The sequence below is a fragment of the Nocardia sp. CY41 genome (genome assembly GCF_009829325.1).
Lineage (GTDB): Bacteria > Actinomycetota > Actinomycetes > Mycobacteriales > Mycobacteriaceae > Nocardia.
The window spans coordinates 1-26,245 of the sequence record NZ_VUOS01000021.1 but is presented as its reverse complement, the minus strand read 5'-3'; the positions used below and the strand labels follow the sequence as shown (position 1 = coordinate 26,245).

The 26,245-nt window shown below is 64.0% G+C and carries 31 protein-coding genes; 2 read left to right on the top strand and 29 right to left on the bottom strand.

All coding sequences use genetic code 11. The features are described 5' to 3' along the window. The first annotated feature begins 43 nt into the window (after positions 1–43). Entirely contained in the window at positions 44–364 is a 321-nt protein-coding gene (locus tag GVY64_RS23025; protein ID WP_159844972.1) for a hypothetical protein, read from the top strand. Further along, a complete protein-coding gene (locus tag GVY64_RS23020) occupies positions 361–720 on the top strand; it encodes a hypothetical protein (RefSeq protein WP_159844967.1) in 360 nt (119 codons plus the stop codon). Before GVY64_RS23025 ends, GVY64_RS23020 begins: the two co-directional genes overlap by 4 nt. 182 nt (positions 721–902) lie before the next feature. Here the strand turns inward: GVY64_RS23020 and GVY64_RS23015 are convergent, their stop codons facing one another. From GVY64_RS23015 to GVY64_RS22875, 29 genes are all read right to left on the bottom strand, one after another. Beyond that, on the bottom strand, positions 903–1,625 hold the full coding sequence (locus GVY64_RS23015) for a hypothetical protein (protein WP_159844963.1): 723 nt from the start codon (positions 1,623–1,625) through the stop codon (positions 903–905). 26 nt (positions 1,626–1,651) lie between these two features. Further along, positions 1,652–2,740 (bottom strand): alpha/beta hydrolase family protein, encoded by a 1,089-nt coding sequence (locus tag GVY64_RS23010; RefSeq protein WP_159844960.1) that lies wholly within the window; start codon positions 2,738–2,740, stop codon positions 1,652–1,654. Between the two features lie 43 nt (positions 2,741–2,783). Continuing rightward, complete coding sequence (locus GVY64_RS23005) at positions 2,784–3,173, bottom strand: hypothetical protein (protein ID WP_159844957.1); 390 nt, start codon at positions 3,171–3,173, stop codon at positions 2,784–2,786. 53 nt (positions 3,174–3,226) lie between these two features. Further along, positions 3,227–4,702, bottom strand: a complete 1,476-nt coding sequence (locus tag GVY64_RS23000) for a hypothetical protein (RefSeq protein ID WP_159844954.1) — start codon at positions 4,700–4,702, stop codon at positions 3,227–3,229. Between the two features lies 1 nt (position 4,703). Beyond that, positions 4,704–4,988: a hypothetical protein gene (locus tag GVY64_RS22995; protein WP_159844951.1), complete on the bottom strand. Its 285-nt coding sequence runs from the start codon at positions 4,986–4,988 to the stop codon at positions 4,704–4,706. Further along, complete coding sequence (locus GVY64_RS22990; RefSeq protein ID WP_159844948.1) at positions 4,988–5,785, bottom strand: peptidoglycan recognition protein family protein; 798 nt, start codon at positions 5,783–5,785, stop codon at positions 4,988–4,990. Before GVY64_RS22990 ends, GVY64_RS22995 begins: the two co-directional genes overlap by 1 nt. Next, positions 5,778–6,395 (bottom strand): hypothetical protein, encoded by a 618-nt coding sequence (locus GVY64_RS22985; protein ID WP_159844945.1) that lies wholly within the window; start codon positions 6,393–6,395, stop codon positions 5,778–5,780. Before GVY64_RS22985 ends, GVY64_RS22990 begins: the two co-directional genes overlap by 8 nt. A 4-nt stretch (positions 6,396–6,399) precedes the next feature. Beyond that, on the bottom strand, positions 6,400–7,440 hold the full coding sequence (locus tag GVY64_RS22980) for a hypothetical protein (RefSeq protein ID WP_159844942.1): 1,041 nt from the start codon (positions 7,438–7,440) through the stop codon (positions 6,400–6,402). Beyond that, a complete protein-coding gene (locus GVY64_RS22975; RefSeq protein WP_159844939.1) occupies positions 7,437–8,507 on the bottom strand; it encodes a hypothetical protein in 1,071 nt (356 codons plus the stop codon). Before GVY64_RS22975 ends, GVY64_RS22980 begins: the two co-directional genes overlap by 4 nt. 11 nt (positions 8,508–8,518) lie before the next feature. Further along, the gene (locus GVY64_RS22970; protein ID WP_159844936.1) at positions 8,519–9,574 is read right to left on the bottom strand and encodes a hypothetical protein; all 1,056 of its coding nucleotides are present in this window, start codon (positions 9,572–9,574) and stop codon (positions 8,519–8,521) included. A gap of 15 nt (positions 9,575–9,589) precedes the next feature. Beyond that, positions 9,590–11,197, bottom strand: a complete 1,608-nt coding sequence (locus tag GVY64_RS22965) for a Gp37-like protein (protein ID WP_159844932.1) — start codon at positions 11,195–11,197, stop codon at positions 9,590–9,592. A 31-nt stretch (positions 11,198–11,228) separates the two neighbouring features. Beyond that, on the bottom strand, positions 11,229–12,098 hold the full coding sequence (locus GVY64_RS22960; RefSeq protein ID WP_201298122.1) for a phage tail protein: 870 nt from the start codon (positions 12,096–12,098) through the stop codon (positions 11,229–11,231). Further along, a complete protein-coding gene (locus tag GVY64_RS22955; RefSeq protein WP_159844929.1) occupies positions 12,095–15,700 on the bottom strand; it encodes a phage tail tape measure protein in 3,606 nt (1,201 codons plus the stop codon). Before GVY64_RS22955 ends, GVY64_RS22960 begins: the two co-directional genes overlap by 4 nt. Continuing rightward, entirely contained in the window at positions 15,700–16,125 is a 426-nt protein-coding gene (locus GVY64_RS22950; RefSeq protein WP_236567109.1) for a DUF5361 domain-containing protein, read from the bottom strand. The genes GVY64_RS22955 and GVY64_RS22950 overlap by 1 nt, the downstream gene beginning before the upstream one ends. Then, positions 16,089–16,397: a hypothetical protein gene (locus tag GVY64_RS22945; RefSeq protein WP_159844923.1), complete on the bottom strand. Its 309-nt coding sequence runs from the start codon at positions 16,395–16,397 to the stop codon at positions 16,089–16,091. Before GVY64_RS22945 ends, GVY64_RS22950 begins: the two co-directional genes overlap by 37 nt. A 119-nt stretch (positions 16,398–16,516) precedes the next feature. Continuing rightward, complete coding sequence (locus GVY64_RS22940) at positions 16,517–17,101, bottom strand: phage tail tube protein (RefSeq protein WP_159844920.1); 585 nt, start codon at positions 17,099–17,101, stop codon at positions 16,517–16,519. Between the two features lie 67 nt (positions 17,102–17,168). Continuing rightward, positions 17,169–17,570 (bottom strand): hypothetical protein, encoded by a 402-nt coding sequence (locus GVY64_RS22935; RefSeq protein WP_159844916.1) that lies wholly within the window; start codon positions 17,568–17,570, stop codon positions 17,169–17,171. Then, positions 17,570–17,827 (bottom strand): hypothetical protein, encoded by a 258-nt coding sequence (locus GVY64_RS22930; RefSeq protein WP_159844913.1) that lies wholly within the window; start codon positions 17,825–17,827, stop codon positions 17,570–17,572. The genes GVY64_RS22935 and GVY64_RS22930 overlap by 1 nt, the downstream gene beginning before the upstream one ends. After that, complete coding sequence (locus tag GVY64_RS22925) at positions 17,827–18,192, bottom strand: hypothetical protein (protein WP_159844910.1); 366 nt, start codon at positions 18,190–18,192, stop codon at positions 17,827–17,829. The genes GVY64_RS22930 and GVY64_RS22925 overlap by 1 nt, the downstream gene beginning before the upstream one ends. Beyond that, positions 18,189–18,617 carry a hypothetical protein gene (locus GVY64_RS22920; protein WP_159844907.1) on the bottom strand — a complete coding sequence of 143 codons (429 nt, stop codon included), beginning with the start codon at positions 18,615–18,617 and terminating at the stop codon, positions 18,189–18,191. Before GVY64_RS22920 ends, GVY64_RS22925 begins: the two co-directional genes overlap by 4 nt. A 21-nt stretch (positions 18,618–18,638) precedes the next feature. Then, positions 18,639–19,856 (bottom strand): SU10 major capsid protein, encoded by a 1,218-nt coding sequence (locus GVY64_RS22915; RefSeq protein ID WP_159844904.1) that lies wholly within the window; start codon positions 19,854–19,856, stop codon positions 18,639–18,641. 11 nt (positions 19,857–19,867) lie between these two features. Continuing rightward, positions 19,868–20,518 (bottom strand): hypothetical protein, encoded by a 651-nt coding sequence (locus tag GVY64_RS22910; protein ID WP_159844900.1) that lies wholly within the window; start codon positions 20,516–20,518, stop codon positions 19,868–19,870. Positions 20,519–20,574: 56 nt separating this feature from the next. Beyond that, complete coding sequence (locus tag GVY64_RS22905; RefSeq protein WP_159844897.1) at positions 20,575–21,387, bottom strand: VG15 protein; 813 nt, start codon at positions 21,385–21,387, stop codon at positions 20,575–20,577. Then, positions 21,384–22,865, bottom strand: coding sequence for a phage portal protein (locus tag GVY64_RS22900; RefSeq protein WP_159844894.1), 1,482 nt, complete (start codon positions 22,863–22,865; stop codon positions 21,384–21,386). Before GVY64_RS22900 ends, GVY64_RS22905 begins: the two co-directional genes overlap by 4 nt. Beyond that, the gene (locus GVY64_RS22895; protein ID WP_159844891.1) at positions 22,862–24,613 is read right to left on the bottom strand and encodes a terminase; all 1,752 of its coding nucleotides are present in this window, start codon (positions 24,611–24,613) and stop codon (positions 22,862–22,864) included. The genes GVY64_RS22900 and GVY64_RS22895 overlap by 4 nt, the downstream gene beginning before the upstream one ends. Next, entirely contained in the window at positions 24,591–24,998 is a 408-nt protein-coding gene (locus tag GVY64_RS22890; protein WP_442939619.1) for a phage terminase small subunit, read from the bottom strand. The genes GVY64_RS22895 and GVY64_RS22890 overlap by 23 nt, the downstream gene beginning before the upstream one ends. Before the next feature lie 140 nt (positions 24,999–25,138). Next, the gene (locus tag GVY64_RS39165) at positions 25,139–25,468 is read right to left on the bottom strand and encodes an HNH endonuclease (RefSeq protein ID WP_159844885.1); all 330 of its coding nucleotides are present in this window, start codon (positions 25,466–25,468) and stop codon (positions 25,139–25,141) included. Between the two features lie 37 nt (positions 25,469–25,505). Beyond that, positions 25,506–25,730, bottom strand: a complete 225-nt coding sequence (locus GVY64_RS22880; RefSeq protein ID WP_159844882.1) for a hypothetical protein — start codon at positions 25,728–25,730, stop codon at positions 25,506–25,508. Positions 25,731–25,742: 12 nt separating this feature from the next. Further along, positions 25,743–25,931, bottom strand: a complete 189-nt coding sequence (locus GVY64_RS22875; RefSeq protein ID WP_159844879.1) for a hypothetical protein — start codon at positions 25,929–25,931, stop codon at positions 25,743–25,745. Positions 25,932–26,245 lie beyond the last annotated feature (314 nt).

Below are 26,245 nucleotides of genomic sequence, written 5' to 3'. Positions count from 1 at the left end.
TGCTTCGTGAGACTGGCCGCATGGTCCCGGCGGGGGACGACCGATGAAATCGCGGAAAGCTGTGCTCTATCTGGTGTCGGGGTTGAGTGGGCACACGCGGTCAGAACTGGGGGTGTTGGCGAAGGACACCGCCGCGACCTTTGATCTGGAGTTCGATCGGATCCTGGTTGCGCCGGATCCGAATTCGGAGTCGCTTCGGTCGGCGCTGGAGTGGATCCGTTTTCATGACACCGATTGCATGTTGGTTCCGACTTTGCGGCATCTTCCGGGGCGGGACGTTGCTCCTGTGCTCCGGCTGTGTGACCTGATCACCTTGTTCCCGCTCGGGTCGTATGCGCGGCGCATCCCGGTTGGTGCGCGATGACCGCGCAGGGCTGGGCGGTGGTGTTCGTCGACGCAGGCGCGCGCGGTGCCTGCGGCAACAACGTCGGTGCCCTCATCGGAAACGCGACCGATGTGGCGGAAGCTCGGGGCTGGGCGGTCGTTGAAACCTTCTGGCTGGAGCCGGGCCGCGAAGGTGCGTTCGAACGGATGATGGCGTTTGTTCGCGCCAAACAGATCCCGAACATCGTCACGCCCCATGTCGGGCATCTCGCGCTCGACGAAGCACGGAAGTGGTGTGACGTCGTCTCGGCGTATGACGGGCTTATGTTCCCACGGCTAATCGAACCGCCGGCACCGTCCCACGTCGGCCGCCTGCAATCGGTGCACGCGTCATAACCGATTGAGCTTCCCGCTTTCCGGGTTCGTTCTGGTTCCCGAGGGCGGGTTAAGAGGAGGCCCCCGATCCGGTTGCCGGTTCCACAAACCTGCCGGGCTCGGGGGCTTCCGCATGTCCCCACTGAACGCAAACAAGCCCCCGCCGGTCCTTGAGGACCAGCGGGGGCGCTGTTCACATGTCGCTATCGAACGACGTCGAACTTCACGAGGTCCGTTTTCAGCAACCCGTCGTTCGTAGAGACGCACTGGAACGAGACCTTAGCCATCTCGCCGCCGCCTGGTTTCGACTTCCCCTGCGCTGTACCCGTTACCGTCCAACGGCCGGACGCCTCAGTGACATCGATGTTCATCATCTTCACCGGACGCTGATCGGCGACGTACTTTTCCTCAACCCGCCCACGGCACAGTTCCACTGCGTAGTCGCGATCCAACGAGCGGTCCGCGTTGAACGTCTCGGGTGCAGCGCCTTCCCTGCACATACGGCCAGTGTTGAAGTCAATCGACGCTTTCCCTGGCTCTAGACCAGTCTGCGCAGCACCCAAAGGCCCGACCGCGATCTTCGCGGTAGCCAGACGATTCGCCGCCTTGCTGGGGTCGTTCCCGAACGCGCAGTCCAGGTTCAGGAAGTACCCGCCAGCAGGGTACGACGCTAGGACGCGCCCCGAAATCTCCCGGTACACCAAGCGAAGTTGATCGGTGTCGTCGGTGCGCACCAGCGCGGTCAGCTTCTTTCCGTCCTCCGAGAACTCGTAGGCCGGCACTGCCGCGACAGTCGCCGCCGCGGTGGAAGGTGTCGTGGTGGTAGGGCTGGATGTGTCATCGACGGAACAGGCGGCGAGCCCCGCGGACAGAAGCGCGATCGGCACCGTGAGCCATCTGCGTTGCATGATCGCTGATTCTTCCATGGCCGCACGGTTTTGCCTGCTGGTTATCAGATTGCGGTGACTTCAGGCCAGTCCGCAGCAGGCAGGGTGAGCAGCGGATCCGCGGCACCGTTGATGTAGGTGTCCAGGAACGCGCGGGTCCATCGTGGATGCAGTTCCATCGCACGCGCGGGCGCGATGGTGCCGCACAACTCGGCGGTCTTCGTGGTCAATAGCCCGATATCCGTGAAGGCATGATGCTTGGCGCCGGCGACCTGGAAGCGGTGCAGCGGTCCATGGTTGGTCGCTGCGTAGGCGTTCCATCCGGCGGTTTCCGCGCCGGTGGTGTAGCCGTCGTTCGGGTCGACCGGCCCTGACAGCAGCATCACCGGTTGCGGGATGCCGTGGTCCTGCGCCTGGTTGCTGGTGCCGGGGTAGCCCACGGGGCCGTCGAGGATGGCGACTGCTTTCACCCGTGAATCCTGGTAGGCGAGTTCCATTCCCGTGGTGCCGCCGTAGGAGTGGCCAACAAACCCGACCTTGTCGAGGTCGGCTTGCGCGCCGATACCGTTCGGCAGGGTGGGCAACTGGTCGAGCAGGAACTTCGCGTCGGCAACGCGGGTGTTCAAGCACTTCGCCCACTGCTGATCGACCGCGGGCACGTTCTGCTTCGCGACCTGGTCAGCCAGTTCGGTGACGATCGCTTCCCACGTGTGCGTCATTGTCAGCACCAGGTAGCCGTGCGAGGCCAGCTCTTGCGCCAAGATTGCCGAGTTGTGGCCGGGCATCCCGAAGCCGGGGGAGAAGACCACGACAGGCAACTGACCAAGCCCGGTGTGCACGGGCGCGTTCAAGACAGCGCGGGTATCGCGAGCCCGGATCCGTGGATGCAGAGTGTTGGCGATGCTCACTCCGAAGCAGGACACCCCGAACAAGTTGAAGCACGTGCGGGACTCCAACTTGTTGGTGAGTTCCAGCGCCATCGTCGAATCGAACGAGTCGTTGCCGGACAGGTAACGGGCGGGACTGCCGGTGCCCGCAGTGGGGTACCAGGCGATGACAGGAACCCAACGAACCGCGGCCCCTGTGAACGGGTCGGGCCTAGATGGATCGGTGAGGAACAGCCTCCGATTGCCGACCGCGTACGGGCCGGTCATCGGAGGTAAGAGCGTTGCAGCCAAGAGAGGCGCCCCCTGTGTATCAGGTGATGGTGAGGAAGGTGGACGTGCCGGTACTGACCGAGCCGTTATTGGTGCCGGGCGCGGACATCTGAACGCCGACGCTGGTGATCGCGGACAGGTCCACACCGGACGCAGTGACCGTGCAAGTGCCAGAGTTGGCGGAGACCGCGCTACCAGTGGCGATGACGTTGTTGGACTGGTCCACCAACCGAAGTTGGTGGGCGCTGTTGAAGATGCCGCCTGAGAACGGGATGGACGCTGAGAGAGTGGCGCTCGACTTAGTGCCCTGCACCGCGAGTTTGTCGCTGACCACACTCGACCCTGGGTAAGTGGTCGTATCCGCGGTCCAGACAGTGATCAGTGTCCACGTGCCGTTGTCCGGCCATATCTGGGTGCCGTTCTTCGTCATACCGGACGGCAGGAACGACGAGACAGCTGGGGGCTGAACCACAATGCACGGCATCAGGCGACGCCCTTGATATCGGCGATCAGCCCCTTGCCCGGCGTGGTGCCAACACCTGTGATCTGCACAGTGAGGATGTCACCTGCCAAGTAGCTGTATGTACCTGTCGCGGTTCCGCCTGTGAGCTGATTCGCGGCAGCGATCGTTGCACTGCTACCGGAGACGGCTGAGCCGTTCTTTCGAAGTTCGACGACGAGGTTGCCGGAGGCGTCGGCCGTGACACCGCGGTAGGTGACGCTGGAGAACGTTGCATCTCGTTGAAGTTTGATGCCGAACGGGAAGTCTCCAGTGCCAGGCGACGTGTTGCGTGTGGTGTCCTTCCCGAACGCGACGATGCTCAGGTCGTACGGCGACGTCCCCGCAGTCGGGGTGCGTGTGTTGGACAGCCGAGAGTCGTTGCCCTCACACGCTGTGCCCGCGGTCGTGCCAATCGCCAGGCTTGACGTGCCCGCGCCGATCGCGCTCCGTGCTGCGGATTGGCTCGCTGCGGTAAGCACGTCGCGGCCGATCGAAGTGGAATCGGAGATGGCCGTTGCGGTGTGTGCATGCCCGACGTCGGACTTGCCCGACCAGCCGGTCACTGTCGGATTACTGGCCGTGCCGCCGAGTTCGCCGGGAGCACTGCCGGGGAGTCTGATGATGCCTTTGTCGGAGCTGGTCGCGTCCGGCGCCGATGGTCCCGTGAGGCCGGTGTCACCGCGAGGGATAGTGAAATCAGCAGTCCACACAGGCGGTCCACCACTGATCGACACCGAAGCCGAGGAGCCAGGCGCACCTGTGGTGACCGTGCCGACGTTGATATCGAACGAGTTGACCGCGTCCAGGGCATCACTCGCCGAGTCAGCTGCCGCAGAGGCGCTAGCCGCTGCCGCATCCGCCGCGTCCAAGGCATCATCGATAGCAGGAACCACGACCGGCGGCAGGAACGTACCGTTGTCCAAGCCGAACACCAGCGCGTTGCCGGAGAGACCGACTGACGACACCGACAGGCCGCGGACCACGGCGTTGCCCGTACTCGACGGAACAGGCGACACCAGCGCCAGGTCGACCAGCCCAGTGGATCCGGTGTCAGGGTCTTCCGGGTCAGGGCCGGCGGTGTACTCCGGTACCTCGAAGCTGTACGCCTCGAAAGGGACTCGGTCACCGTCGTAGGACAGATCGAACGACACACGCCAGGTCCACTCGCTGGGGTTGGTGTCGCCGTTCGGCGCGACCAGGCGGATACCGCGCTCGCCACGCCAGGTCAGATAACCGAACTCGTCGAGCTGGCACACGTAATGCGCAGGCAATTGCACGTATGTCGCCGGTCCGCCGGTCGCCGAGGCAACCAGAACCTTGGACACTTCAGCGGTGAACGTGACGTTGCCGCTCAGCGGCGCGAACTCGGGATGGTCGCCAAGGTCGGGGCCGTCCGCGATGTTGACGAGGAACCGGCCGACGACCCTGCCGTAAGCGAGCGGAGGCAAATCGGCCATATCAGATTTCGTCCTCCAACTCAGGCGGGATGGTGACCGGGTTGGCGGGCGGGTCCTGACCGGCGCGGCGCATCGCGGCGCACAGGTCGTCGATGTACCGCTGAAGGCCACGGATCACACGCACGGCAGCCTTGAACTTGCCGCGCTCCTCCTCCATCTGCGTCTCCAGCTCGACGACGCGGGCGGTCAGCTCGTTGACCTTCTTCTGTTGCCACGCCGTCACCGCACCCACCAGGGCGACGAGACCGGCGAAGACTGCTTGGATCGCTTCAGGGCTCACGTTCATCACTGCCCCTTCGCCGCGACGAGCTTGCCGATCAGGTCGGTCAGGGCGTCGATCTTGCGGTGCGCGTCCGCCAGAGAATCGACTACCGTCTTGTCGCCGAGTTGCTTCCATCCCTTGAACGGAGTGGGGCCGCCGAGCTGTTCACGGATCTCGTTGACGTACTGGTCGAGGAAGAAAACGGCGGTGCCGAGAGTGACAGTCTCGCCCTTGTAGTTTTTGAAAGTCTCTTCGAGAGCGGGCATTTCGCTATCTCCTATTCCCGCCGCGAAGTTCTGCGCGCGGCGGATGAGTTCGTCCCATGGGAAGTTGGGGCCAGGGTCGGTGTGTCCGCCGCCCCACTGGCCGAAATCGGCGTGTCCACACACGCCGGGACGGTCGGGCGGGACGCTGCCGTCGCCGACGTATTCGATGGGGATGTCGCGCTCCAGGCAGCGCCAGGCGACGAGTTCAGCTGCGCGGGTCAGCATGAGGTCTTCGTCGACACCGTCGCTGTCGTTGGTCTCCAGCCACTTGCCGCGCGACCAGGACGCGAACGTTCCTGCGAGACAGACGTGGTCAGCGCGCGAATTCGCGTTTGACGCCGACCAAGGGTTCAACTCCCACGGCACAACGAGCACCGTTTCGGCGTCGTCTACAACCGCGTTGTAGGAGACCTGAGAGTTCGGGTTGCACAGGTAGTTCGTCAGGCTCGCTGCGGTGCCGCGGCCTTCTTGGGTGTGGATCGCGACCCATGTCACGTTCCTGCCGCCACTGTGCTTATTGGGAGAAACCTGGACGCGAGTGGTCGGGTCATCCATTGGTGGCCTCCTCGATCTTCTCGCGGATCTTGTTCACCAAGCCCGCGTACGCTTCTGATTTCGTGGTGGCTTCGAACCCGATGCCGCGCGGATGGGCGGCGCCCCACTTGCCGTTCGGCAGCTGCCGGACCTCGATCGCCTCGATGTCCCAGAACCGTTCCGGATCTGGGTCTTCGGGCCAGCTACCGTCTTCGTTGCGTTCGATGTGCAGGCCGGTGTCATATGGGCCGGGCATGCCGCCGGGTGTCGGCAACCAGCGGATCTGTTCGTGTTCGGGATGGGCGCGCCAACCGCGCTTGTGCAGGTACTCGGCAACGCGAATCGCCTGCTTCATGGACGTCACGGTCGGTTCGGCGAGCTTGCGTCCCAGTGGGTTCAGCCATTCGGGAAGGTGGATGACCGCGAGTTCTTCGGCCATGGAGACGATCTCGGGATCCATCTCGGGAACTGGGCCGGACTCTTCGACCTTGCCGGCAATGATCTGCTGCAAGTAGGCGATGTACTGGGGCGACATCTGCCCGCCCTGCGTCTTGACCCATCCGGGTTTGGTTTCGTCCGGGATCGGAACGAACTCGCGGGTTTCGATGACCTCGCGGCCGTCGTCGGACATGCGGTTACCTCACTGCCTGGGCATAGACGATCAGCTGGGCATGCTCGGTGGTCACCGTGTAGTTCGACGATCCGGTGACGCGCCTGACCAGCACGTACAAAGTGGTTGTGGTGTTGGCGGGAACTACGCCGAACGTCGCGGTCGGTGTCATGGGAAACGCGAACCGCGGCGCGATGCTGACTCGGTTGTCGTTGGCCGCTGCCAGGCCGCAGCCGTAGCCGACCAGGTCCCCGTCGGTGGATCCGATGCGGACTTCGACGTCCATGCGGGAATCCCCCACGGCGTTGACGTGCGAGTACACGACGAGTCCGCCTTCGACGATCGGGCGCCACTGCATCGGCTGCGCGGGAATCGTGATCGTGGCAATGACTTTTGGGCTGACGTTGATGTTCGATCCGCCCGTGAACTGCCCTCCCGCGATCGACCACGGCCCACTGTTCCGAGCGGAGGGGACCGGCCGGAACTTGTTGAGCGTGGTGTCCCACGCGAGTACGTAGTCCTGGGCCAGAGGGTGGTCCTCGTCGACAGCGACGTCACTCGCGTCTTGAATCGCGCCCGCCGCGCCCGGATCTCCGGTATCGCCCTGCACGCCTTGCGGGAAGGTGATCGCGAGATGCTGGTTCGGGGCGGTTCCCGTGATCGCAGCCGTAGCCGACGAGCCCGTTGCCCCGGCTGTACCGGAGCCGGTCAGCACGTTCGGCGCACCTTGCTTGCCGGGAGCGAGGAACGCTTCGTTGAGGGGCACCAGTTCCATACCGGTCCAGATGTAGATGGCGTTCTCCGACACCACCCGCCACGCCTTACGCGCATCAGCGGTAGTCAGCCCCAGCGCATCGATTGCGGCAGGATCGGCGATGTCGCCTTGCCAGATCCACGGCCACGCCGGGGCGCCCTCTGCACCGGACGGTCCTTTGGCGCCTTCGCGGATCTCGATCAGGGCTTGCCGCTGCGACAGTTGCACCGGGTTGACCGTGTATGGCAGGCCTGCGGTATCGCTGACCGGACGCATCGTGACCTGGACGTCTTCGTCGTATATCTCGGTCATGGCGCGCTCACCGGGACCGCCCAGCACGTGATGTTCGATTTGCTCTGGACGTAGTTGTAATTGCCGGTGCCGAGATTGCGGCGCAGCACGACATGCAAGGTGGTCGCGGTGCCAGCGGCGATCACACCCACCGACCCGCCGGGCGTCATCGCCGAGGAACCGAAGTGCGGGATCAGGCGGTTGTGCCATTCGACGCCGTAGGGCAGGCCAGCGCCGATGGCAACGATCTGCCCAGAGTTGGAGCCGATCCGGACTTCCGCGTCGATCCGGGTGTCGGATCCGGTGGAAACCGTGGACACCGTGACACCGCCCGTGACGAACGGGCGCCAGGCCACATCCTGTGCGGGCACCGTCAACTGGGCGACGGTGTTGGGGGTGGTGTTGCTGTTGGTGAACGACCCGACGAACGCGCCCGTGCTGTTCCAGCTCAGGCCCTCGTTGATCGACCACGGGCCACGCCACCACGGCGCCGGGCGCGGCACCCACTTGTTCGCAGTGGTGTCCCACAGCGGGACCATGTCTTGGGTGTGGGTGCCGTTCTGGTAGTCCGGGGCCGAGCGGATCGGACCAGGTCCACCGGCGTCACCCTTGCGGCCCTTGATGCCGCGCGGAACCGTCAGGTTCAGCACAAGATTCGGCGGGGTACCTGTCACAGTGACGATGAGATCCGAGCCGACAGCGCCCGTGGTGACGGTGCCGATGGTGATGTTGTTGACCTGTCCGTCCGGTCCCTGTCCGCCGAACGCTTCGGTGAACGGGTCGAACGAGGTTCCGTTCCAGTACATGAGCGTGTTCGTGCTCAGCACCCGGTACGCCTTCCCGGCATGGACCGGGCGGAGCGTGGTGGCAAGCGCGTTGAGCGCTGCGGAGTCGGCGATGTCGCCTTCCCAGCGGAACGCCGCGGCCGGTGGCCCATCGGGGCCGGTCGGTCCATCGGTACCGACGGGCAGTTCCAGTGACCCGTCAGCCGGGGTGCCGTGCATGCTCTGCACGACGCCGGGGACGTTGATGCCTTCGTTGATGCCCCGGATCAGTGTGGAGGCGAAGTACTCTCCGACGGTTGTCAATTCACACCTCCTTAGACCGGCTGCGCGTACACGACGAGCGAGGCTCGGGTTTGGTTGAAGCCGATGCGGGTCGAGGCACTGACGCTGGTTCCCAGCCGTTCGACCGCGACGACGAGATTCGCGGGCTGCCCCGCGGGGACGGTGGCGTAATGGCTGGTAGGCGAGACGGTCTTGGTGCTCTCGTCGTCCGCGTACAGCGGCGTCATGTTCACGTACTGGTAAGCGCCCGGCCCGATCTTGCTGCGGTATCCGGCGACGACCACGCCTTCTGTCGTGAACAGCCGCACCGTCGCCCGGAAGTAGGAGGGCGGGGCGTTGTCGATGTAGGCGCTCATGTTGCCGTAGCAGATCGGGCGCCATTCGAACGGCAACGCCGGCACGATGAACTGTCCGGCGATGATCCTGCTCGTGTTGATCTCACCGGTATTGGCGATGAAGTCCGTCTCGTACCAGGACCAAGGCCCGTACCCGTTGGGCGGGTTGACCGCACGGAACTTCCGGGCACCGGAGTTCCACGCGAACGGCGACCGGTTCGCGGCACCTGATGTCGCGTCGTAGTCCGGTGAGGTCGTGATGACGCCGGACGCCCCGGCTGGTCCGGTCGCGCCGGGCGGCCCAGCGGGAACGGTGACCTTCAAGTGTTGGGCCGCGCCGCTGCCGGAGAATTGGACCGCCGCGGCGGTGATGTTCTCGTTGTGGGTGGTCTGGTCCACGGTGATCGTGTTCGTCGCGGCGATCGGACCCTGGGGGCCGACCGCGCCGGGCGACGGCTTCCAGTCGGTGCCGTCCCACACGTCCATGCCGTTGGTATCCAGCCGGTGCCACCACTTGCCGCGGTCATCAGGACCGAGACCGGTGGGTCGTGCGCCTGCGTTGGCGATGGCGCCCATCTTCAGGAAGGTCGTGCGCGCTCGCCCCTGCGGACCGGGGTCGCCCTCTGGTCCGGGGGGCAATGGCAGATCCGCGACAGCCGGAGGGACCGTCACGTCTGCCGTCAGCATCGGCAAGCCGTCGATATCCGTGGATTCGTCGACGGTGAAGTGGGCGGGGAATATGGTTTCAGACATCAGCCGTCCCCTAATTCAGAAGATGATCAGATCAAGGTCGGCGCCGACGTCGGAGAAGATTTGGGTAATGGCGCCAGCCATTTGACCCATACGCCCCCATGCTTTCACCAGCGAATCTTCTTCATCCGCGCCGTCACCGATGGTCAATTCCAGCCGGGCCGCGGTCTGCCGATCATCGTGGAACACGGCCTCGGTGACATAGTCGGTAAAGATTTGCTCATCGAGACGGAACCCGATCTGATCGCCGAGTCCGTAGTCCCGACCGAACAAGTACGGTGCGCCGTACGCATCGACGCTGACTTTCTTACTGGTATAGCCGCGTGTGTCGTGCAGACCCTGACGGCCCGCCATGAAGCCATCCAGAGTGAATGCCTTGTCGGAGCCGGTTACCCGGTGCTCACCGAATGCATATGGTCCCGCCTGGCGGGTGCGCTCGGTGTCCTCGTAAATCATCCACGCCAGGAACACATCATCGAGTTGCCCTTGGTACAAACTGTCCAGGCCCGGCACGCCGATCAATAGCCCAAGCCACGAGAGCAGATTCTTGATGGCAATTTCGATTCCGGCATTGACCCACCCCGGACTTTTGCCGCCGACGATGACGTGAGTCGCCAACGGTTTGTGTATCGCGACCTCGCCCGGACCGATACCGGAATACTCGCCTTCGAAGTACCACACCCACGGAAGGTTTTTGAATGTCCCGAACTTTCCTGGCGTGCCGTAAACGGCTTCGTACTCGGTGGTCGAATTGAAGTTCGGTTGCCGGATCGGGGTCACGCCGTCGTCGGCGAAGTCTTCGAACCACGACACGATGCCGTCGAGCAGCGTGCCGGTTGGGCCGGTCACGCCGTCTTTCTGCTCCAGTTCGAACACCACGGTCGGCCGGTCCAGGATGTACCAGTCCGGCGCCGGTTGATCGTCCTCGCCGGGCAGGAAGAAACGCGCGGACAGTTGGACGCCGTTGTCTTTCAAAAGGGGCTCGAACAGTTGATCGCCCATCTCGAAACGTGCGCTCCCTGCGCCCCACTTACTGGTGTCCCGAAGGATGTCGACCGGCACCAGGGCGATGGGGAACAATGCGTTTCCAACTTGGTACCAATCTGGCGCGTTCGAGAAGTTCTCCGGCGCACTCCAGCCCGAAAGCTGCCGACGAATAAGGTTCGCCAGGATCCAGATAGCAATGATCGTACGCGTCGGACCAAACAACACCATATGGCGCGGGAATTGCGCCAGAATGGGAGCGAACGGCGAAGCCCACAAGCACAGCGTGGCAATGTGATGCCAGCAGTGGATGGCTTCGATGTCGACTGTTTCGACACCGTTCTCATCTCGCACGATAGACGCGCGAGTGATATAGCCATCCCAACGGTAGTCATCGCCCACATTTACCGTGATCGGGATGGTGGCATTCGCCCCGTCCGGGTTGCGGAATATGTGGTCGAAATGAACCATGTCGCGTGGACAGGTCATCTTCAATCCGCCTGCGGCGTTCAGTTTGTCGCTGAATTCCAGGCTCAGGTATCGGCCCTCTTCGCCGACCTCTTCCATCCATTTGTCCCAATAGCGGACAAGGACTTGAGGGTTGGCGCGGGCAGCGTCTTCTTCTCGCTGAAGTTCATCCATTCGGCGAACTTCAGTGGCGTAATCCCACAATTTAATACGGCCTCGATGATCTCGGGCTCACCGTTCCCGTTACTGCGGACTCGGTGGTCCCGCCATCGGAAACGCGAACAACAATGTCGGTGCTCGACCACGGCGGCAGACTTGCCAACCAGCGGCGTCCGGCCAACTGGCCCCACACATTCCGGCCACTGGGATGGGCCGCGGAGTAGACCCGTGCGGTGCGGTGGCGCGGGTGGCTGTCTATGCGCAGCGTTTCACCGGCCAGCAAGATCGGGGTCTGGACGATCCGCAGCCCGTCAGAATCGGTCGGGTCCTGGATCCAGTACCGGCCGGGGCCGGGCATCGTGTACCGCGGCCACGCCACTTGGTCCGCAGCGTTGCGCATCCGCAGCACGCCTTCGTTCAAGCCGAGCGTGTTGGTCCACGTCACGGTTTCGTCGAAGTGCCGTGTCAGCGGATCCATTGCCGTGACTGACATCTGGAAGGTGATGGCGGCGTTCTTCGCGGGGTCGACGTCGCCCTGAGGTTCCGGTGCACTATCGAGCTGAACCTGTTGATAGCGCCAGCCCTGGTGATGGGTGAAGGTGCCGATGGTGCACGGCCGATCGGTGGACCAGCCCCGGAACCAGGCGTCATGGATAGCTTGGAAATCGCGGACCGTGCGCCCCCGGATGAAGACCAGAAGGTCCATTTCTTTCTTGTGGCGCACGCTGCGCAGGAAGGTTGCGCCGTCTTGGCGCGCACCTTCGGATACCAGCAGGGAGACGGGCGCGAACATGTGCCCGGTCTGGCCGATCAGGGTGACCCCTTCACGGCCAGCGCCGAGCCCATGCACATGCCAGGGACGCGCGTCGACGTTCCAGATCACGATCTTCGTCGACTCGGGCAAGAGGAGCGTCATCGACCGAACCCCCCTGCACGCTGCGCGACCATGGTTTGGCGTCGATGGACGCGTTCGACGGCTCGCGCCGCACCCATCGGGTCAGTGCCCGAGATGTTGTAGGTGGTGTTGCCGCCCCCGCCGCCAGTCGCCCCCATGCCGGCGATAGCCAGCCCCGAGTTGAGCATCTCCTTCCAATTGTTTTGGAAGTAGTCGACGAACCCTTGACCGGTCTTCTGCGCCAGACCTGCGGCTTGGGTGCCGAGGTTGGCAAGCGCCTGCTCTGGGGTTGCGGCCAAATACCAGGGCGCGGGTCCGTTGAACAGGTCACCAGTCATCGGCAACCCTTGGAACGGATGCTGTTGCTGTGCTGGTGCAGCTTGATCAGTCGGTGGCGCCTCGAAGGGAGCCGTCGACATCGGCACATCCGGGCCGAAGTCGGTTACCTGTGGCGACTGGGTCCCCGCCCCGTTGGGGATGCCGAAACTGGAGGGCCAGTTCACGACGGCTACGGGAGTCGCGCCAGCGAACGAGTTGGTTCCGTTGCCGTTACCGCTAGATCCGCCCAGCCCTGAACCGCTTCCAGTAGGGCCGCCAGCACCACTGCCGCCGAGCCCAGTTCGGCCAGTGCCGCTGCCAAGCCCGCCAACACCGCCGGACTTGGTGCTCGGATCGTCTGTTTCAGGAGGTGACCACAGGTCGCGAGGCAGGTGCCACACGTCCTTGAATGCGGTTGCTCCGTCAGCGCTGCCCCCGAACTGAATGCCGTTGGTGGCGTCGGATTCCACATTGGTGCCCAGCAACGTGCCAGCCATGTGGCCGTTGACGCCGACACCGCCGTTGGTGCCGATCGAGAACCCGTTGGGGTCGTATCCGCGGACGAATCCGAACTGCGAGAAGTCGCTGTCGGTGGTGAACCTGACGTTCTTGCCCGTCAACTGGTTGTAGACACCGGACAGGATTCCCGAGCAGTCCAGCGCCCCATACTGGTAGGGCTCGCCAGCGTGGGAGCGGACGTAGCCCACCGCACGCTTGCTCGCCAGTCCGCCATCGGCGAAGCCGGGCAGAGACGCCAGCCACTTGCGCGTGTTCAACGCCGCATCGATCAGCGGGTCGTCTTCTTCGAGACCGAAGCGCCGCAAGTTGGCGAGGTAGTCGCCGCGCATCAGCCCGCCGAGACCGATGCCGGCGTCGACAAGGGGGTTGTCTTCTTCGATCCCGAAGCGGCGCAGCTCGCTGTTGTAGTCGCCGCGCAGCAGCGCACCGGCGCCGAGACCTGCCGAAACTAGAGGGTTGTCTTCCTCGATGCCGAATTCGGCAAGGCGCCCGTCGTAGTCGCCGTGTGCCAGCGATCGCAGGCCCAACGCCGCCGAGATGAGCGGGTTGTCCTCGTCGATGCCGACCGCGGCGAGGTTGCCGTCATAGTCGCCCTTGTACAGCAAGTTTCGGATACCGAGAGCAGCCGCGACCAGCGGATGATCTTCGTCGATGCCGATACGGCTGAGACTGCCGTCGTAGTCGCCGTGCCACAGGCGCGCGCCGCCGCGGACCATGCCCATCATGAACTGGAGCGGGTCGAGTCCAGCGTTGATGGCGTTCAGCAGCGGCAGATGCCGCGCCGTCGCCTTCGCGTTGACGATGAACTCGGTATCGGAGATCGCGAGGAGGTTCGCGTCATCGCGCGGGCCACCGATGCCACGGAACAAACCTGGACGACTGGGCGCGATGCCACCGAACGCACGCCCAGGGATGACGATGCCGCCATCACGGCGAGTCCACCGAGATTCGATGTTGCTGACGTTCTGGTTGATCTCGGTGGTCAGCTCAGCAGTCAGCGGCACCTTGCGGCCGGTGTTCTGCTGGATGAATCCGTCGATGATCCGCTGCCCGGCTTCGGTGAGAGCGGTGACTTCCACCTGTCCGTCAGGCAGCGTCGTCACCTTCAACCCGAGCGCTTCCAAACGTGCAGTGGCCTCAGGAGTGTTGTCGTGCAACAGGATCGAATGCTCACCTGGGATGGCTTGCACCGTTTCCCCGACCGCGCGGTAAATCTCCTGCGACGCCCGAGCGGCCTCGGCAGAGTCGAGGAACGATTGACGCATGCCCGCGATGGCTGGACGGCCGCGTTCATCGATCGTGTCCGCCAGCGAGCGTGCCTTGTCGGCTGCGCCGGTCAAGGTGGATTCGAAGTTGCGGAGCGAGTTGCCGATCTCCTCGGCATCCTTGTTGCCTGTGAGCTTGCCGAACGCGGTGGTAAGCAGACCCAGCGGCTGAAGGACGCTCTGCAAAGGGCCACCGATGCCCTCGGCGAACGTCGCGAACGCCCGCAGGCTGCCTGACGAGAACGCCAGCAGCGCATCAAGCGTGACGAAGGTGGCATCGGCGAGCTTGATGAAGAACCCGGTGATCTCCGGCTGGTGGGTCTTGACCCAGTTGCCCACCTTCTCAAGCGATGGACCGAACGCCTGCGCAAGCGCGTTCTGCACTCCGGTCATCGACACTTCGATTGACCGTTTCGCGCCCTCCAGAGAAGTCGCGGCGTTATCGCCCATCGTGCCGAGCGCGTCTTGTGCCGCGCCGGCAACCTTGCCCAGGCTGCCGGCAGCCGTATCCAGGTTGAAGTTGTTCAGCGCGTCGCCCAGGTCCTCGAACTGGGTCCCGAACAGCGCCAACGAGATCTGGTTACGCTTGACCGGATCCTCGATCTTGCGGACTTCGCCGAGCAAGTCACCGACCGCGCTCCGAGCCGTCGAACCGCCTGCCGCGAACTTTGCTGCGAGGTCATCGGCATCGAAACCGAGCGTCTGGAATGCCTCGGTGGTCGACTTCGATCCGTCGACGACGCGGATGCTGAATTCCTTGATGGCGTCAGCCGCAACGTCGACGTCTCGGGCGCCGCCCTTCACCGCCTGGTTGATCAGGCCGATCGCTTCCGGCCCCGACAGGCCGAGTTTCCTAAACTGGGTGCCGTATTCCGTCACCGTGTCCAGGAAGTCTTCGCTGACGTTCAGGCCGTTCTTTTCTGCGGCGGCGAACAAGTCGAATGCCTCGACCGCGTTGCCAGCGAGGCCGGTCTTGATGGCCTGTCCCGCCGCACGGGACACTGCCGGGATCTCCTCACCCATGAGGTCGGAAATTCCGGTGAGCTGTTCAATGACCCTTTGGGTGTCCTGCGCGGTCGCGTTGGGATCCAGCAAGCCGGACTGGATAGCGCGGCGAGCCGTGTCCATGTTGCTGGCGATACTTTCGCCGAACACGTTGCCGTACGCATTACCTGCGGCCGTGCCGATCTTCCGCATCGTCGCTTCGTCGACACCGAGGCGCGCTTGCACAAGGTCGGTCTGCCGCTCGTTCTCCATGCCGGCGGCGATCGACTTCGCCAGGATCGCGCCCGCACTGATCCCCGCGACGGAGGCCGCAGCTGCCAGGGCGGCACCGATCGGACCGGCTTTGCCGCCGAGGCCGCGTAGACCTTCCCCGAGCCCGGAGCCCATACTCTGACCGCCGGTCCGGCCTGCCTGAGCGCCGGTCTGTTGCAGCGCTCTATTGACCAGAGGGCCGATTCGGGACGTGTCGGGAACGATGGTTACGTATGCGGTGGCGAGTTCGATAGCGTTAGCCACTATTCACCCCCTTTCCATCCGAGGAACTTGTCCATTTCGGTGACCGTCATCGGCTGGGTGCCGTACTTTTCCCGGTCATCGGTTAGGCCGGGGCGTTGAATTGGTTGGGGAGGTTGTGCCGAACGTGACTGTGCCGCCTTGGTCTTCGACCAGCGGAGCCAGCGCAGAGAATCAGCAATGTCGGCTAGCAGATGCTCAGTCAGTCCCCACTGCCATTCGGTGGGGCGAGTCGCCCGTACCAGGGCGGATTCCGGGCGAGCGCACTGCACAATGGCACGAAGATCGCCCCATGAAAGTTGATCGGTGCCGAGGTCGCGCAGCCGCAGACCTCGATCGATCAAATCGGATTCAATTGCGTGTGGATGTGCCTCGATCAGTGCGTCGAGGCTTAGGATTCCCCCAGCGTGATCCCGGAATGGACGCACCAAGCGTCGAGCATGTCTTCGAAATCGTCGGGGTCCATTTCGTCGATGGCGTCCAGCGCCGCAGCGCTCGCGGACTGCTCGATCACGAACCACATCGCATCACGATTGCTCATGCCACGCACGCGACGTGAAATTCCCGGCTTGATATACGTCAACGACGGCAGGACAACATCGACAGTTTCGTTGCCGTCCCCGTCGATAGTGACCGGGTGAACGAAATTGTCCTTGACCTTTCCGGAATTCCGGGCGGTGTTCTTGCGGCGAGTCGCCATATCGTTGCAGTCCCTTTGAGTAGGTGAAGAATGCGCAGGCCGCAGAGGGACCCGAAAGAAGGGCCGGCGGCGGGCCGGGCCTGCGCGAATAGGAAGAAAGCCCGCCGCCGGAGTCGGGGTCAGGCCGAGAAGACGCCGTCGTCGTAGTACCGGATCACCTTCACGCCCGTGGCGTCCGGGAACGCCTCGACGGTGATCTGGTAGCCGGTGAGGTCACCAGCTACGAACGGCCGCTCGCTGGCTTCGGTGATCTTGGCATTCGGCAGAACAAGCCGAAGCTTCTTCGCGTCCTGGGCCATGTCGAAGATCCACGAGCGGAACGGAAGGACCGCGCCGTTCTCGGTGACCTTGATCTTCGTGCCGGACGAGCTGGTCGCCGCGGTGACGGTGACATTGCTAGCGCCGTACAACTCGGTCAGGACATCGGAGTCCCAGCCGGCGAGCAGCGTCAGGCTGAACCGGGAACTGTGCTCGGTCTGCAACTGGGCGATCACGTTGGTCGACCAGTCCTTGACCGTGTTCACAGTGCGCTCACCCTGCGGTTCAAGACCGTCTTCGCTCACGTAGCCGAGGGCCTTGAACGCGGCGTTGAGGGCGGTTGTTTCATTGGTGGGCAGAGCGGTGCCCAGGGGGGCGGCCAACACGCCGCCGGTGACCAGGTTCGGGGTGCCCGCGCCGATCTTCAGAGTGGATGGCAGAGCCATGATGTACTCCCTTGGGATTTGCGCAGGCCCTGGGAGAGGTATTGAGTTTTGTTGCGTCAGAGAGGATTCAGAGTGGTACGCCGCTGACGTGGAGTTCTGCTGTGATCAGGTAGCGGGGAGTTCCGGTGTCGGGATCGGGGGATGGCACCAATCCGGCGTCGACGATCTTGTTGCACCAGATTGCGCCGATGCGTCCTGGTGCTGCGGCCCACAGCAAAGCCCGTACGGTCCGCGCAAGCTGAGCTGCGGCGACCTCGTCGCCATCCCAGCATTCGAACACCACGCGCGGAGCGTCAGTGACCAAGTTCCGTTGCGCACCGCCAGCACGGACAAGCCGCACCAGCCTCTGTGGCAGGGGATTTGGGACCTTCGTGCCGACCACTGCGCTGTCATCCATCTCAGCCAGCAGAGCGGTCAGCCAGCCAACCAACTCCGCCTCGATGTCTGGGAACGCGAATAGCTCGGTCATCAGCCGCGGCCCGCGTCCAACGCCTGGATCAGCGTGTGTTCGCGCGCATTCCGGCGCATCGCGTCCAACGTGGCAGTGATCACGGTGGAACGCCAGCGGCCCTGTGGATGCTTCTCGCCCTGCATGCTGGACGTCTCGAAGCCCTCACCAGCCGCTTCCTTGATGCGGCGCGTGCGCTCTTGCTCATCTGCTACCACGCCAGGCGCTTTCCGAAGCTCATAGAGCGCCTGCCTGTTCCAGCGCACACGTACGGCCATCAGCCCTCCACTCGTTCTAGGTTCAGCACTCCGCCGGGATTCCAGCCGAACGGATTGGCGGGTCCAGAAGTTTTGACCGCGCCGACGATTTCGAACTGGCCTGCTGGATCGGCGGGCAGATCGATCACGTCGCGTGCCACAGCCGGAAACCCAGGCGGTGTGAGCAGTTCGACCGAAGTGATCTCGCGATCGTGACCGTCTAGCGCGGGTTCGTCGGTGCCGGTGATGGCCCAACCAATCACCGCGTACGGTGTGCCCGGCTCATCCAGCGGCGGCGTGTACACCGCCACCGGGTTGCCGTGGCCGTCTCTTGCGGTCTCGCTGTAGACATGCAGCCCCACTTCGTAGGGCGTCGGGAAAGTCATGACGACACCGGGATCGTGTCGACCGTGAACGCCTTCTGACCTCGGCCGAGGTTGCCGTTTCCGGTCAGCTCGTCGCGGTCTTCGTCGCTGAGATACAGCGAGCCCGGATCGTCACCGCCGTAGGTATTCGCGGTCGAATACTGGCCAGCGGCCATGGTCCTAGACCGCATACCCTCCGGATTTCGAAGGTGCCTGATGACGACTCGGCACACCACCTTCACCACGCGAGCGAGGGGGATGGCCCGCGGATTCGGTGGGTCCGGTGGGGTGTCGTAGTCGTCGATCCGCTGCTGTATGTCGCGGAACTCGCCGAGGATGCTGTCCTCAACATCCGCAATCAGCGTGTCGATTTGCGCGTCCGAGACGCCGGTAGGGAACGGGCCGATCCACCGGTCACGCACGTTCTGTGCAGTCGCCCATGCCATTCGAATCGTCCCCCTACCCCGTCAGGCGAACAGGCCCCGGACCACGCCGTGCGCAGCCTGGTTGCCGTACTTCAGGCCGATCTCGCCGTAGATCTGGGTCCGGTCCGCGGCACCGGTCTTCGCAAGCTCCTCCTCGAACAGGACGCCCTTGTTGGGCACGTTCAGGAAGACGGGGTCGATCTGCTCCAGCGAGACGACCGCGATCGCGTCAGCGGGCAACACCCGGTCGACCACGATGTTCAGCGTGCCGAAGTCGGTCACGATGGTGTCCATCGAGACGCCGCCGACATTGCGGGTGCCGCCCATGATGCCTGCGGTCGAGCTGTAGGCGGTCGCGTATGCCTTGGAGATGGCCCGCTTCTGGCCCGACGGCACGAACAAGGTCGCGGTGCCCTGCTCGGTGATGCCGCCGTTGTCGAACACCGACTGAAGCAGATTGCCGATCACATCGGGGGTCACGACCTGCGCGGCCTTGGCCTCGTAGAAGTCGATGCCGGTGGCGGTTCCGACCGTGATCGGAGTACCACCCTTGGTGGCGGACACCTTGAACGATGCCGTGGTCGAGTTCTGCACCACCCAGTAGGCGCGATGCGGGACGATCGTGGTCGAGGCACCGACCGAGGTGAACACGACCTTGTCATCGACCACCAGCGAATGGGTAACGGTGATGGTGTCCGTCGCCGAGGTCGCGCCAGTCCGCTTCGCAGCGCCCGCAACCTGGGTGTTGCTGGACATGACCGACAGCAGGCCGGCGGTCTGCCGGGCGGTCGAATTGTCGGTCGGCTTGACCTTGGTTCCGTGCCAGAAGGTGAAGTTCACATCGCGGGCAATCTGCTTCAGCGACTGCATGATCTGCCAGGCGTGCTCATTGCCGACCGGATTCGGAACGCCGGAAGCGGAGATGAACGGCGCCGACGTCGGGGTGCTGTACTGCCCGGTCGCGGCCTGCTTTGTGTACGAGGTGGCGACAGCTTCGTGGAAGATCTGGACAACGTTCTCGACGTTGGCCCGGACCCGCTCTTCAGCGGTGGGCGCGTCCGCACCCTCCAGCCGGGGCCGCGACGCCGCATCACGCAGGTCGTAGGTCTGCCATTCGAACGCGGTCGAGTCGGTCTGCTGACCGCCACCGATGCCGCCAGCCGCAGACAGCAGCGGGGTATCAGCAGGTGTGAGCGCGAACAGCTCACCGTGGTAATTGGGAAGATTGAAAGTGGTGCCGATTCCAGTCACTCCGGACATGGGGCAGCCTCCTAACGGGTCTGACGTTGCTGTGCGGACCGCTGCTGCTTCAGCGCGATCGCGCGAGTGAAGTCCCGGTTCTTCTGAGCCTCGGCAATCTGCTCGTCGAGGTTGGGGGTAGCCGGGGTGCGTCCTTCGCCGGGCACGTAGGTGCCGGGCTGAGGCGCTGATGCCGATCCACGTTCGGCCAGTCGCTGCGCCTGCTTGGCGATGGTCTCCTCATCGGTGCCGACCAAAAACAGCTCGGCGTCTTCGTCGGAGATCTGATGCTTGGCGGCGTACTTGTACCTGAGCGCAAGAACTTTCGCGTCCGCTGCATCCTTCTCAAGAGAAGCGATACGGTCCGCTTGCTTCTCCGAATCGGACTTGTCGCGGTCCTCGAACTGCTTGACCTTCGCGGCCAGTTCGTCGCGCTCCTTGGACAGTGCGCGCTTGGCAGCACGTTCAGCGGCAAGGGCCTTCTTGCCCGCATCACCGAGGGTGTCCTCGGTCGCATCCGGGGTCTTCGGGTCGGTCGCTGGCGCATCGGGCGTCACCGGGTCGTTCTCAGGAGGGTCGCCCTCCGGGGAAGCGCCGCGGATGGCCCAGATCGGTGCGCCGTTGCGGCGCAATCCGAGAGCGGGACCGAATATCGGATGCACAGGCAGAGTCGTGGAATTCATAGGGGTTGCTCCTCCATCGCGGGGGAATCCGCGTCCGGCATCGCGCCGTGCGGAAGTCAGTGGACGCCGAGGCTGGCGCGCATATGGGCCAACACTGCGTCTGTGTCGATAGCGCCGTACTTGCCGACGCCCGGTGTCTCACGGGTCGCCTTGATGTAGGCGTCTTCCCACTCCTGCACGTAGTCAGGCGGGAGATAGACCTCGCCAGGCCGCACCTCTTTGGCCTGGCAGCTGCAATGGTCGTGGTATTTGTGGCCGAGTTGTCCGGTGCCGCGGGTGCGGGTACCGCCTGCGGCGAACTGGCCGCCCTGACGGCGGTCGCCTCCGGCGGCGCGGATCCGGCGGTCCGTCAGCGACATCTCTTTGCCGCGACCGACGACCTTCAACGCTGCCTCACGGCTGGTGTAGACCGCGCCACGGGTGGCGAGCATCGCGCAAAACGCACACGCCCCAGGACGGGCAACGCGTGCCCACGTCGCTCCGGGCTCACGGTCAGAGTTACCGATGATCGTGTCCCGGTTTGCGTTCCAAATCGACCGCTGCGCTGCACCACCGAGACGCGACAGCGCTTCCTCGCCGTGTGCAGCCAGCGCCCAAGACGCCGAGGATGCCAGGCCCTCGCTGGAGGGTAGGAACGATTGCGGCTGATACGGCAGGTCAGGTGCGGACTCGGCATACCACTCGGCGCCTAGTTCCGCGGCGGCAACCGAGTACGGCTCCAGCAGTTCGGGGAAGGCTTGGACCAGGATGTTCCGGAACTCGGAGGATTCGAGTCCGGACAGCTCCCGCCACAGTTCGTTGATGTCGACAACAGCCAGCCGGTTCAGTTCCTCAAGGAGTTCCGACCGCTCAGCGGTAGTTGTCGTCACGCCGCTTGCTCTTGCTCAGGTGCCGCCGGCGTCTGACCAGTCGGCGCTGCTGGCGCAGTCGGCGTGGCCTGACGGGCGGCAGCCAGACGCTGCGTCAATGCACCGACACTGGCTCGCCGCTTGTCGGCCATCGCACGATCGATCGTCGTCTGGTCCCAACCCAACTGCTCAAGCGCAACCTGCGACTCTGCCATCCACGGGAACGCACTCACCGTCTTCATCACCGCGTCTGCCGCAGCCGACCGCGACGGCGTCGCCGGATCCCGGAGTTTCGCTCGCAGCTTCGCCCATTCCGCCGGCATTTCCGTGCGCTTCTCGCGCATCATCAGGCCGGTTCTGATGGCGTTGCACCAGGCGGTGCCGAAGACCTCACCCGCGGCTTCAGCCTCGGTGATCAACTCTTCCTTCGCCGCGTAGATCGCTTCCGCCGACGATGGATTGTCCTGCACAACACCGAGCGAACCGACAGTCAGATTGGTTTCACCCGCGAAGCGGGTTGCCACCGACCGCATGTGCTCAATGTGTGGCTGCATCGACATCTGGGGGAAGGTGCCGACCGTGGGGACGTTGCCTTCGTCATCGCGTGCGATCGCCAGCATCCGGCCGAGGATCGCTTCCCAGCCAGTGCGTACAGCGCCCTGGGCATCAACGAAGGCGTCGGGATCGGCGCCGAGCATGTACCGCTGCGGCGAGCTGTAGAACTCTGCCGACACCTCGGTACGAAGAACAGTGCGCACGGCCTCGTCGGTGATCGACATGACTGCACGGGTGATCCGCGACGACCCGAACGGCCGATCGAGCCGCGGCCGGTAAACCAACGCTTCCACCGGAACACGGCCAAGGGTGTGCTTGCGCCGGTCGACCGTCCACTTGCCCTTACTGTCCCGAGTCAAAGTCAGGACCCGATCCGGCAGGTAGACGACCAACTCCGTGATCATCCGATCGTGTGCGGTCGATTCGTCATACGCGATGATCGATAGCGCTGACGACAGCCGTCGCCGCCGCGGATCCCAGATCCCGGTACCCGACAGCGCCGACCGCGCAGTCATCAAAATTTCCGGCTCCCCGGAAGCCACATCACCCAAGGTCGTAGCAATGAACGCCACCGAATGCAGAAACGCCGAGGTCTGCGCCTGCGGCGCCTCGATGTCCATTCGGTTTGCTGACCACATCTCCGTGATACCGAGACTGTCAGCGTCGCCATCCGGGATAACGAACCCATCGAGGCGGCACCGACGAGACAGCGAGTCGACAGCCTTCGCAGGCCAACCGACCACCGTTTCAACGCTTCGCAGCTGCGGCGGAATCGAAATCCCGAAGTCCTTGAGGACGTTCTTGCCGTCGTAATAGCGTGCCCGCAGTTCATTGCGCGGCCACTTCGCACGGAACTGCCTGATCAGGCAGTCGAGTGTGTTCTGTTCCTGATGGTCTAGATCAGGGACCTGTGGAAGGTCGGCAAATGCTGCCTCACCGGTCACATGATCACCACCTTTCCGCTTCCGCGGCTCAAATTCACCTTCCCGGAGTTCAAGACGAGCCGACGCCCCAACTGGGCACCGACCAGGCACACCGCGAGGTCGACTTTTTTCTTGCTGTCTCTCGACTGCTTGCCGAGGCTGATGCCCCACTGGTTCGGGCGGCGCTTCGCCGCATGGGCGTGCTTACGCAGCCGCGCATCTCCGTCATGGGTCAGCGAGCCGTCTTCATCTATCGCCCGCGCAGTGAGTTCGGCTTGCTCCGTGAACGCCTTGTTGCGGTCAGCCGCGCCGCGCTGTGACATACGCATGTCGAACTTGACCGAATGGCCCTGAGCGCCGGGCGTCGCCCACAGAACGAGCTTGTTTCGGAAGTCCCGGTGCCAGGCGTCGATCATCGTCAGCCAATACAGCCCCTCGTCGTCATCATCGGTTGCCGGCGAGGGGTCGACACCGAACCACACGACTCGGTAACGGTCGAACGCAGCCCGAACGGCCGCGTCGACTTCTTCGCGGGGCGCGAGCCAACCCTTGCCGCGGTCACCATGCGGTCGCTGCCACATGCCGAGCGTGATTGTGTGCCCGTCCGAGAGGCGCACACCGACCAAGCCAGTCGCGTCCTCGGACTTCGAGCAGTCGAGGAACATCGTGATGCGTTCGCCGTCTGCCACAACCTCATCCGGTCGCGCCAACGCGTCGAAGCACCGCGGATCGATCCACGCATCCTGAGCAGCAGCAAGGCCGTTGAGGTAATAGCGGATCGCGTCCGCCTCGGTAGTGCGGGTGTCGGTCAGGATCTCGTCCGCCAACCGTTCGAGGTCCGACCACGGGGCGTCCTGATACGCCTGGCGAAGGCCCCGCATGAGCTGGTCTGCATCCGCGAGATCCGTAGCCGGGTCAGCCTCGATCGAGTCATACAGGATGTCGATCTTGGGCACTCGGCCCGAAACTTGGTTCTGCCAAGCCTCGTAAGAACGCTCAGCGACCGAATCCATGCCCTCTTGATGGGCGTTTGTGAACTCACACACCCGCGCCTGCAATGCCGCCGGCGACTTCGCAACGTTGCGCCGCGCCACCTCAGCCACCTTGTGGCCCCCAGACGACTCGGTCATGTGGTGCGACTCGTTCAAGGCGATGAACGTCGCCGGATCGCCCTCACTGGACTTCTCCGACGCCGTCAAAACCTCCTGGCGCCCACCGTCCTTCAGGATCGTCCGCGTCTCGCCACAGTCGATGCCGTAGTAGTCGCGAGCTTCCGCATTCCACATCGCGTTGGCGACCCGCAGCATGTCTTTCGACTGCGCTTCAGAGTTCGACGCGATCTGCACCAACGGCAACATGTGCCGCTGGCCGGTCCAACTGCGGGTCTCTTCGTCCCACACAAGTTGAGACGGGCCAACAAGCTCGATGTTGCACATCGATGCCCCGAACGGGTCCTTGCCCGTGCCCTTCGCGCCGCGCTTGACCGCCGACCGATACCGCCAACGACCGCGCTCGGTGTAGGCGTAGTACAGGATCAGAAATCGCTTCTGCCCATCTGTGAACCGCCACGGCTCACCGGTCAGGTAATCGACCAGCCCCGGTTCGTCGGTGCGCCACTCAGCCCAGTCGATCAGCGCCGGGCCAAGAGACGACGCAATCAGCGCTGCCTTCTCGTCCGGATCCGTGGGCCACGGGATCGAAATCCATGCCCCAGTCTGCGGATCGAGCCGATACCCTGGCGGAAGCTCAGAGGTTTCGATAGTCGACAACAGCGCTCACCTGCGCATCGCGCCCAGATGTCCCCGGTGCTTCAGCGATCTCCCACTGCAACCGGCGCATCGCCATCGGAGACAAACCAAGCCGGTCCTCCAACTGCCGTGCTTCAGCCAGCATCGACGCCGTTGCTGTCTCCGGGTCCTCGCACACCAACAACACCTGCGCGTATCGAGCCACTGTGCGGAACCACCCCAGCGATTCCCACGCCACGGCCTGCGGGCTCGCCCACAACTCATCCCAGATGCCCCGCTCCACTGGAGTCGTGTCATCCAAGGGCCACTCAGGCAGCGGCCCACTCCGCCCTTCGGCAGGCAACAGCCGCCAATCCGGGCGAGCGTTCCGGCGGCGCGCATTGCGCTTCGGTGCAGGACCAGGCATCAGGGGTCACCTCCTCGGTGAGGGCAGCTCGAACGGGAGCCCGACACCGCAAGAGATGGGGAAACCCCAGGTCAGGGCGATATTGAGGGCAGATGCCCGGCGCTGCCCGTGACCTGGGAACCCGTACAGAGAGGCAGGCCCTATGCCGACCGCCCGACTCCCGGGGGGGGGAGGGGGGTGGTAGCCCCGGTGGCTCTGAGGCCGGGGTGGGGCTTGGTTGGGCGTCGCCGGTTGTGCCGGATGCGGCCTGCGGCTGCCTCGGTTTGGGTCTTGGCGTCGTGACAGTCCTTGCACAACACCTGGAGGTTGTCGTCGTCATCGGTACCGTCGGCCTTGACGTTGAGGATGTGGTCGACTTCGTGGCCGGGGTTGCCGCATTTCTGGCAGGTGTGGTGGTCTCGCCGGCGGATACTGTCGGCTTGTGTTTGCGGGATGCCGCGGTATCGGTCAGGGTCGGTGGACCAAGTCATCGGCGAGGTTTGATGCGGGTGTTGAGCGGGTGGAACATCAGGGGATGTAAGAGGCGTCGATGGTGATCCGTGTGCGCTCGGGGGTTTTGGTGGACCACCAGCGCTTCAGATCGATCGTTGCGTCGTCGGGGAGGTCGGCGCATTCGGCGAGGATTGCTCGCCAGTCCGCCATTGTGTCGGCTTTGCCGGGGCGGGTGAGCTGCCGTGATACCTGGATTGGTTCGGGTTTGGGCTGGCGGTTGAAGAGCTTCAGCACGCTCAATTTGTCGTGTCCTTAGTCCAGGTCGACAGTGCTCTCGAAGGCGAGTACGGCTTGGGCGCCTGTGCTGGCCTTGAGGCTGCCGCGTGTGGCTGCGATTGCGGTGGCGTCGTCCTGTGTGCACTGGTCGAACACGAGGGCGAAGGGCGTGCCGCTGTAGTTGCCTACGTGCAGCATGGGCAGTTCGAGGATGCGGAGTCTCATCGGTGTCCTGGTGTTCTACGCGTTGTAGATGGCTGTGTAGACCGGCTGTGCGGCCTGTGCGGCGTCTTCGGTCTTGGGGTTGCCGCGTGGCCGGCTTGTGGCTTCGTGTGCGTCCTGCGCTGCGTTGGCTGCGTCGAGTACTGCTGTCTCGTCCGCGGTGTCGGGCTGCGCTGGGGTGAGGGCGACGTGAGGTTCCCCCGCATTGTTGGAGGGCGGGGTAATCAGGTTCCAGCCGGAACCGGGTGATGGTAGCTCGCCTCGAATTCATCAGGTGATCGCCAACCCAGCTTCTTCTGGATGCGCTGGCTGTTGTA

What these genes read in the sequence shown, in the direction of transcription:
- GVY64_RS22995 (WP_159844951.1), bottom strand. Translation starts at nt 4,988, where the DNA reads ATGAACGTGAGCCCTGAAGCGATCCAAGCAGTCTTCGCCGGTCTCGTC.
- GVY64_RS22985 (WP_159844945.1), bottom strand. Translation starts at nt 6,395, where the DNA reads ATGTCCGACGACGGCCGCGAGGTCATCGAAACCCGCGAGTTCGTTCCG.
- GVY64_RS22965 (WP_159844932.1), bottom strand. Translation starts at nt 11,197, where the DNA reads ATGGATGAACTTCAGCGAGAAGAAGACGCTGCCCGCGCCAACCCTCAA.
- GVY64_RS23010 (WP_159844960.1), bottom strand. Translation starts at nt 2,740, where the DNA reads ATGACCGGCCCGTACGCGGTCGGCAATCGGAGGCTGTTCCTCACCGAT.
- GVY64_RS22890 (WP_442939619.1), bottom strand. Translation starts at nt 24,998, where the DNA reads ATGCCTGGTCCTGCACCGAAGCGCAATGCGCGCCGCCGGAACGCTCGC.
- GVY64_RS22925 (WP_159844910.1), bottom strand. Translation starts at nt 18,192, where the DNA reads ATGACTTTCCCGACGCCCTACGAAGTGGGGCTGCATGTCTACAGCGAG.
- GVY64_RS22935 (WP_159844916.1), bottom strand. Translation starts at nt 17,570, where the DNA reads ATGACCGAGCTATTCGCGTTCCCAGACATCGAGGCGGAGTTGGTTGGC.
- GVY64_RS22980 (WP_159844942.1), bottom strand. Translation starts at nt 7,440, where the DNA reads ATGACCGAGATATACGACGAAGACGTCCAGGTCACGATGCGTCCGGTC.
- GVY64_RS22930 (WP_159844913.1), bottom strand. Translation starts at nt 17,827, where the DNA reads ATGGCCGTACGTGTGCGCTGGAACAGGCAGGCGCTCTATGAGCTTCGG.
- GVY64_RS22875 (WP_159844879.1), bottom strand. Translation starts at nt 25,931, where the DNA reads ATGAGACTCCGCATCCTCGAACTGCCCATGCTGCACGTAGGCAACTAC.
- GVY64_RS22970 (WP_159844936.1), bottom strand. Translation starts at nt 9,574, where the DNA reads ATGTCTGAAACCATATTCCCCGCCCACTTCACCGTCGACGAATCCACG.
- GVY64_RS23000 (WP_159844954.1), bottom strand. Translation starts at nt 4,702, where the DNA reads ATGGCCGATTTGCCTCCGCTCGCTTACGGCAGGGTCGTCGGCCGGTTC.
- GVY64_RS22960 (WP_201298122.1), bottom strand. Translation starts at nt 12,098, where the DNA reads ATGACGCTCCTCTTGCCCGAGTCGACGAAGATCGTGATCTGGAACGTC.
- GVY64_RS39165 (WP_159844885.1), bottom strand. Translation starts at nt 25,468, where the DNA reads ATGACTTGGTCCACCGACCCTGACCGATACCGCGGCATCCCGCAAACA.
- GVY64_RS23005 (WP_159844957.1), bottom strand. Translation starts at nt 3,173, where the DNA reads ATGACGAAGAACGGCACCCAGATATGGCCGGACAACGGCACGTGGACA.
- GVY64_RS22910 (WP_159844900.1), bottom strand. Translation starts at nt 20,518, where the DNA reads ATGAATTCCACGACTCTGCCTGTGCATCCGATATTCGGTCCCGCTCTC.
- GVY64_RS22945 (WP_159844923.1), bottom strand. Translation starts at nt 16,397, where the DNA reads ATGGCGACTCGCCGCAAGAACACCGCCCGGAATTCCGGAAAGGTCAAG.
- GVY64_RS22920 (WP_159844907.1), bottom strand. Translation starts at nt 18,617, where the DNA reads ATGGCATGGGCGACTGCACAGAACGTGCGTGACCGGTGGATCGGCCCG.
- GVY64_RS22915 (WP_159844904.1), bottom strand. Translation starts at nt 19,856, where the DNA reads ATGTCCGGAGTGACTGGAATCGGCACCACTTTCAATCTTCCCAATTAC.
- GVY64_RS22990 (WP_159844948.1), bottom strand. Translation starts at nt 5,785, where the DNA reads ATGGATGACCCGACCACTCGCGTCCAGGTTTCTCCCAATAAGCACAGT.
- GVY64_RS23015 (WP_159844963.1), bottom strand. Translation starts at nt 1,625, where the DNA reads ATGGAAGAATCAGCGATCATGCAACGCAGATGGCTCACGGTGCCGATC.
- GVY64_RS22940 (WP_159844920.1), bottom strand. Translation starts at nt 17,101, where the DNA reads ATGGCTCTGCCATCCACTCTGAAGATCGGCGCGGGCACCCCGAACCTG.
- GVY64_RS23025 (WP_159844972.1), top strand. Translation starts at nt 44, where the DNA reads ATGAAATCGCGGAAAGCTGTGCTCTATCTGGTGTCGGGGTTGAGTGGG.
- GVY64_RS23020 (WP_159844967.1), top strand. Translation starts at nt 361, where the DNA reads ATGACCGCGCAGGGCTGGGCGGTGGTGTTCGTCGACGCAGGCGCGCGC.